The following is a 6,145-nucleotide window of genomic DNA, read 5'->3' on the forward strand; positions in this document are numbered from 1 at the left end:
AGCACGCGGGCCTGTTCCCAGCATTGGAGCTGCCGGGAACAGGCCCGCAGTGCACTCCGCACGCCTATGGATCAGCCCCGGTGCGTACGGTGACGGCCCCAGAGGCTGGCCAGTGTCGGGTCAGCCATCGTTCTCGCCCAACGCCTCCGGCTCGTCCGGGCCGAGGTTCTCCCTGGACTCGTCGACCGCGTCAACGTCGCCGCGCGACCACGCTTGAACATGCGGAGACAGGTTCGCCGAGTGCAGAAGATCGGAGTAGTTGGGCAGGGTGGAGGCAATGTTGGCGGCCTTGGCAGCTTCGGGGAACAGCGAGGCGTAGTCGATATGGGGAAGCAGCGAGGCGTAGTCGATCCGGGGAAACAGTGAGGCATAGTCGATCCGGGGAAACAGTGAGGCATAGTCGATTTTGGGTAGGACCGCCGCTCTGACGGCATCGGCCAGCCCCGAGGCGTGGTCGAACTGGGCGGCCACAAGGCTGGCGTCTGACGGGCCGGTCGGCCTGTTGTCTTGGTTGACGTCAACCGTCGAGCCGGGCTTTCGCGGGGTGATGAGCTCGCGCAGAACTTCTTTGTGGAGCGCCGCCAGGGCGTCCGCGGTCGGCTTGTCCTGCATGTCGGGGGCGGACGGGTCCTCAGGTGACAGCAGGGTGGGCGCTCCTTGGCCTCCGTCTCCGCCGACGGAGAACAGGAGCTTGACCGTCCAGGCGCACGAGACGCCTTCCACCCCCTGGCCGACGGCGGCCGCCAGGCCGTACAGCAGCCAGGTCGTTTCGGCGGTGTACCAGACCTCGTCGCCGATGCGGTGGCCGGCTACCTTGTCGGCCTTCAGCAGCGTGGTGCGCGGCGGCCTGAGCCAGGCGATCCATGCCACGGGGGCGCCGGTCGTGGTGATTCCCGGCAAGCTCACTACGGCGCGGTGTGAGGCGAGGGCGAGTTCCCCGATCGTCGCGGCCACCGTCTCCGAGTCCAGGTAGCGTTTCGCGTCCGCTGCGGCGGAGTCGCCGTCGACGGGCACGGTGAAGGCAGTCACGACGGCGTCGAAGTCCGTCAGCCGCTTCAGACGCCCGGCACAGTTCCCAAGGTCCTCGTCCATGGGGAAGCGGTAGACGGTGCCATTACCGAAGTCGGTGGTGTTGTCCGTGACGAAGTGCACGTCCTCGTTCGGATACTCCCGCAGGAAGTCGAGGATTGTGAACCAGATCGCGGCGTCCCGCGCGCCCTCCGCCCGCTTCTCACCCTGCTTGGCCGGGGGCAGCGCAAGCGCCTCCCGAGAGAGCGCCTTCAGCGCGGCCTCGCCCGAGGTGGGCACCACCTCGAACAGCTCCGAATACACCTTCCGCCAGTGCTCCTGGCACTCCTCCAGCTCCAACTGCGGCTCTTCGAACTTGGCCACTGGCTTCCACGGCATCATCCGCCGCAACGCATTGAGCGCGGACGCGGCCGTCTCGCACTGCGCGATGTAGTCCTTCGCCTTGTGGGCGGCCAGTTCCTCCAGGACCGTTCCCGGGATGCCGACCCTGTGCTGTCCTGAGGCACGTAGGGCGCGCACGATGTCCGCCCGCGGGCTTCTCGGGTTGATCCGGTTGATGGCGTTCGTGTCGAAAATGATCACGGGAATCCTCTCGCTTCCTACCAGGCGCCATCCTCCTCCCGCCCCGTCCAGTAGCGCGATCGACTTTGCTCACCTGCCGTCCTGGTGAACGGACAATCGACGATTCAGTCCGGGGCGCCGGGCAGGACCCGGCCCGCGACGATCTGCGCGCGGGCGGCGATGGCGTGGCCGTCGCACACGCCGTAGACGGTGGAGCCGTCGTCGGCCCGGACGGTGTGGGTGGCCGGCTCCGGGCACGGCGTGTCGAGGCGGTCGTACGGCCAGACGTTGAAGCACACCGGGTCCGTACACCAGCTGCCGCGGTCGACGTTCGAGCGCAGAGTACCCCCGTGGTCCGGGCACACACCCCACGGCACGGCGCACCGGCCCGGCTCGACGACGTCCTGGTTCTCCGGCGCGTACAGCGCGATAGCAGTCACCCCGGGATTCTCCCCGGACCTCGCCCCGCTGCGCCGGAACATTCCAAGTTGCCCTGATTCAGGGCCGTTTGTGCTCGGAATGGCGGAACTCTGTCCACAGGCGGACCGCTTCACGCTGCTCGGGTGCTAGACGACATAAACGAAGACATAAACGGCATAAGCGATGAAACCGCCGGTGGGCGGGAGAAGCGCGGGACGATCGCGGACGGCCTGGAGCGCGCCGAGCGCGCCCAGTTCACCGAGCCGATCCCGGCCTCCACCCAGGGGCGGGTCGGGTTCCTGCTCGGGAAGCTGACGGGCGGCACGAAGGCCCTGGCGGCCCGCCTGGGCGTCTCCCAGCGCACCGTGCAGCGCTACCGCGCCGGAACCGTCACCCGGCCGCGTGCGGCCGCCCGGGAGGCGCTGGAGGACGAGACATGCGAGCACTGGCAGCAGGACGTGCGGGCCGAGGCCCGGCAGCGCGCGGCCGGCACCGGGTTCACGATCAGCACCCGCGCGGTGTTCGGCTTCGACGCCGGGGCCGGCACCAGCGACGCACCGCGCCCCCGCCTGCTCACCCAGCGCATCTCCGGCACCCACGCGGCCGCCATCATCGCCGCCCGCGAAGCCGGCGCCACCGACGACCAGCTCACCGACATGGTCGGCGAAGCCCTCGCCGACGCCTACTTCCGCAACGAAGGCAACCGCACCGCCAACCTCAAGGTCCACCTCCGGGACATCGAGTACATCGACATGTCCTTCTGACCCCGCCCGCGACCAGCACCGACACCGAGGACCACACCATGACCCAGCACCACCACTGCGGGCACAGCCACCACGACCACGACCTGGACGAGCAACTGCACCAGCGCTTCCACCACCTCCAGCACCACCACCGCCACGGCGCCCTGAACGCCACCCTGGACCCGACCCAGGCCGACGAGATGGTCCTCGACCGCCTCGCCGACCGCATCCCGGGCATCCGGACCACCGAGGACTACCTGGCGATCGAGGCCTGGCTCGCCACCGCCTACACCGACCGCCGCGGCTGCTACGCCAACCCCCACACCCACGTGCTCTCCGAACTGCCCACGATGGTCCGCGAGCGGGCCGCCTGGCTCTACCCCTGCCCCACCGCCGACGGCCTCCCGGGCTGCCCGCAGTCCTGCTCCGGCGCCGACCACCGTGCCCAGGCCCAGGCCACCTTCGACCTCTCGCTGCTCCTCGAACGCGACCGCTGGGACTCCTACTGCCAGGCCAGGGGCTGACCGCCCATGAACAACGACGCCATCGCGCCCGGAACCGAGCGCCGCGACCAGGTGCTCCGCCTGATCGGCGAAGGCCGGCTCTACGACCTCACCCCGGCCAGGCCGACGAGGACCTCGTGGACGGCGTCGGGCGCCATGCCGAACCCGCCATCCGCGCACTCGGTTCGTTCTCCGCTGCGGAGAACGAACCGATCAACCCTGTGATAGCGACGAGGACGGCGCATCCACGCTGACCTGTGGCTTTCCCCTCAAGGGGAACGATGTACGCGACCTGCGGTTCGTTCTGCCGGAGCAGAACGAACCGGTACCCCCAGTGCTACCCGCGTGCCAGTGCCTACCGCCTTGACCTGCGGCTTTCCCCTCCAGGGGAACGATGTACACGGGCCGCACCCACCCACGGGCCGGACGACAACGAGATGTTGTGTCCCCCCAGGGGGGACACAACACGCGCGAAACGTCGGCCATACCGACGTATCTGTCAGCCCGACTGACATACTGCTGCCGCACGCGATCAACCAGGAGAGGAGCAGCACGTGGCCCCCGAGCCCAAGGAGGGCCGGCTGCCGACCGCCAAGCGCGCAACGCGACCGCTGCCACCGGCCGACGACGCCATCCAGGCGTGGAGCAGGCCCCTGGCCCCCGTGAAGGACCTGGACGAAGTCGCCCGCCGCTACCCCGGCCGGAAGCTCACCCTCGACGGCGAGCGCAACCAGCTGGAGTTCTACGGCACCCCGGACCGCCCCAACGCCTTCGCCATGGACTCGCTGGAGTTCTTCTTCCTGATCGCGCAGTACTTCCGCGAAGCCCTGCCGCTGCGCCTGATCCTGCTGCTGATCGCCTGCCAACGCGCCGGCGGCCGCATCCACCTCACCCAGGAGGAGATGGCCACCGTCCTCGACGTCTCCCGCACGAAGGCCACCGAGGCCTTGCAGGAGATCATGGGCCATGGCATCGCCTTCAAGGTGAAGCGTGGCGTCTACCAGTTCAACCCACCCTTCTCCTACCGGGCGGCCGAGTTCATCCCAGGCACCGAGACCGCCGGCGGCAAGCCCGAGTACATTCGCGTGGAGCAGCACGAGACCCTCACCACCATCCGCAAGGACGCGACCCTGCCGGAGCTGGTGCGGTACCCGTCGCTCGAGCACATGCGCAAGGCCATCGAGGACCTGCGCAAGAAGCGCTCGGAGCAGCGCGCCAAGCGCCGCCTCGAACGCGAGGCCCGCCAAGAGGAAGGAATGCTGCAGTGAGCCAACTCCGATTCGCCGCAGTCAACGCCGACGGCCTCCTAGCCGACCTCGACCTCCCCCCGGCCGCCTACCGCGCCCTCCTCAAGCTCCGCGCCCTCAGCGAGGCCGGCGGCCGCATCGACATCGACCAAGCCAGCGTCGGCGAACTCCTCGGCCTCAGCCGGCCCAGCGCCAACGCCGCGCTGCGCACCCTGGAGCTGGCCAAGCTCGTCAAGAAGGTCCGCAACGGCATCTACCAGATCAACGCAATGCTGGCCGGGTACAACGCCCTGGAGGACGCCGTCGCGGCCGTCGCGGCGATGCCGAAGGAGGACCGGTTGGACGCCCCGGACTTCGTCGCCTCCTACCACCGCGCCGTTGCCAATTACCAAGACCAGCTCGCCCAGCAGCGCAAGAAGCGCGCGGCCCAGGCGGCCGCCAAGAAGGCCGCCGCGGCCAAGCGTCGCGGCACCCTTCACGCCGTCGGCTAGCAGCCCAGCCCGAGGCCCCGCCCACCGGATCCACCGGTCGGCGGGGCCTCGCTGTATGCCCGGGCCGGCACCCGCCCGATCACCGCTGAAGCACCGCACCCTACGTCAAAATGTCAGCCAGGCCGACCTTTTGACGCAATTACTGTCAGTCCCACCGACATTTCCCGGGCGATCTGCACCCCCAGTCGAGACACACCGAAGGAGATCTGTCCCGACTCAGGGGACAGATCATTGAACCGACACCTACGCTGACCAGCGCAAATGCAGCATCTCCCCCCTCTAAGGTGTCGCGGGCCAGCGCGACGGGGCCGCGGCGCTTGCCACAACATCGGCCCTCCGGGCCGATCCGGCAGTGCCGCGCCCGCTTCGCTGCGCCCGGCCGGACTGCGGGAGGAATGCCCTGCCGCCGGACGTGCCTGGCTTCCAGCCGCGCGGAAGCCCCGGCAGGGGCTCCTCCGGACCCCGCCCCCGCCGGATCCGGCACGGGCGCTGGCCGCTGCGCACACGCCGACGGAAGTGCAGCCCGACGCACTGGCCCAACATTTCGACGGTGACCCATTGAATTCAGACGTCGTTCCACCAGCCATTTTCTCCATCTCCCCGCCTGCCACCATCCGGATTCTCTGTCTGGAGCAAACTGCCCGAATCCCTATCCTCAATGGGGGCGGCTTACGAGTCCTGAATCTACACAGTGCATCATCATGATGCACTAGGCTTGTCCAAGGTTCCCACTCCGGAGTGATGCGCGATGCTATTCGGGCATGAACCCGCACTTCCGGTGGTATGCTTCTCTCGTGGTGTCGGTTTCGGGGTGGATGGTGTCGGGCGTTCAGGGTGGGCGGAGCGAAGCGGAGTCCACCGGGCTCGACAGGGGGTGCCGGCCTTGACCGGGCGTGAGGTCACGGAGCGTGAGAGAGTGGGGATAGCCCGGGATTCCTGGGACTACACAGTGCCGCGCGTGATGCACCCACCCTTCTCAGTCAGCCATCGGATTCCCGCTTGCGGGAATCCTGGAAAACCCGGCGAAGCGGGTTTTCCCCGCCCCTAGAATTCCGCTTGCGGAATTCAATTCCCCCGCTTGCGGGGGAATTCCGCCGAAGCGAAGCGAAGGCGTTCCCTGCCCGGCGGCTTGCCGCCGGGGTACCCGCTCC

General features: G+C 68.6%; 7 protein-coding genes. 5 read left to right on the forward strand and 2 right to left on the reverse strand.

Going from position 1 to position 6,145, the window contains the following annotated elements:
• Positions 1-120 precede the first annotated feature (120 nt).
• Both ABT238_RS26950 and ABT238_RS26955 read right to left on the reverse strand, forming a co-directional pair.
• On the reverse strand, positions 121-1,611 hold the full coding sequence (locus tag ABT238_RS26950; RefSeq protein WP_350794522.1) for a PIN domain-containing protein: 1,491 nt from the start codon (positions 1,609-1,611) through the stop codon (positions 121-123).
• 104 nt (positions 1,612-1,715) lie between these two features.
• Positions 1,716-2,030 (reverse strand): hypothetical protein, encoded by a 315-nt coding sequence (locus tag ABT238_RS26955; protein ID WP_350794530.1) that lies wholly within the window; start codon positions 2,028-2,030, stop codon positions 1,716-1,718.
• A 123-nt stretch (positions 2,031-2,153) separates the two neighbouring features.
• Here ABT238_RS26955 and tpg point away from each other — a divergent pair, with 123 nt between their 5' ends.
• From tpg to ABT238_RS26980, 5 genes are all read left to right on the forward strand, one after another.
• Complete coding sequence (tpg, locus tag ABT238_RS26960; protein WP_350794537.1) at positions 2,154-2,774, forward strand: telomere-protecting terminal protein Tpg; 621 nt, start codon at positions 2,154-2,156, stop codon at positions 2,772-2,774.
• Between the two features lie 38 nt (positions 2,775-2,812).
• Positions 2,813-3,277: a hypothetical protein gene (locus ABT238_RS26965; RefSeq protein ID WP_350794542.1), complete on the forward strand. Its 465-nt coding sequence runs from the start codon at positions 2,813-2,815 to the stop codon at positions 3,275-3,277.
• 6 nt (positions 3,278-3,283) lie between these two features.
• Positions 3,284-3,481, forward strand: a complete 198-nt coding sequence (locus ABT238_RS26970) for a hypothetical protein (protein ID WP_350794548.1) — start codon at positions 3,284-3,286, stop codon at positions 3,479-3,481.
• A 329-nt stretch (positions 3,482-3,810) separates the two neighbouring features.
• Positions 3,811-4,524 (forward strand): hypothetical protein, encoded by a 714-nt coding sequence (locus ABT238_RS26975; RefSeq protein WP_350794554.1) that lies wholly within the window; start codon positions 3,811-3,813, stop codon positions 4,522-4,524.
• A complete protein-coding gene (locus tag ABT238_RS26980) occupies positions 4,521-4,994 on the forward strand; it encodes a MarR family transcriptional regulator (RefSeq protein WP_350794563.1) in 474 nt (157 codons plus the stop codon). Before ABT238_RS26975 ends, ABT238_RS26980 begins: the two co-directional genes overlap by 4 nt.
• The last annotated feature ends 1,151 nt before the right edge of the window (positions 4,995-6,145 follow it).

The sequence above is a fragment of the Kitasatospora sp. NPDC001527 genome (assembly GCF_040298605.1).
GTDB lineage: Bacteria > Actinomycetota > Actinomycetes > Streptomycetales > Streptomycetaceae > Kitasatospora.

Bases quoted from the DNA above. Each gene is read 5' to 3' on its own strand.
- ABT238_RS26970 (WP_350794548.1), top strand. From the start codon at position 3,284: ATGAACAACGACGCCATCGCGCCCGGAACCGAGCGCCGCGACCAGGTG.
- ABT238_RS26965 (WP_350794542.1), top strand. From the start codon at position 2,813: ATGACCCAGCACCACCACTGCGGGCACAGCCACCACGACCACGACCTG.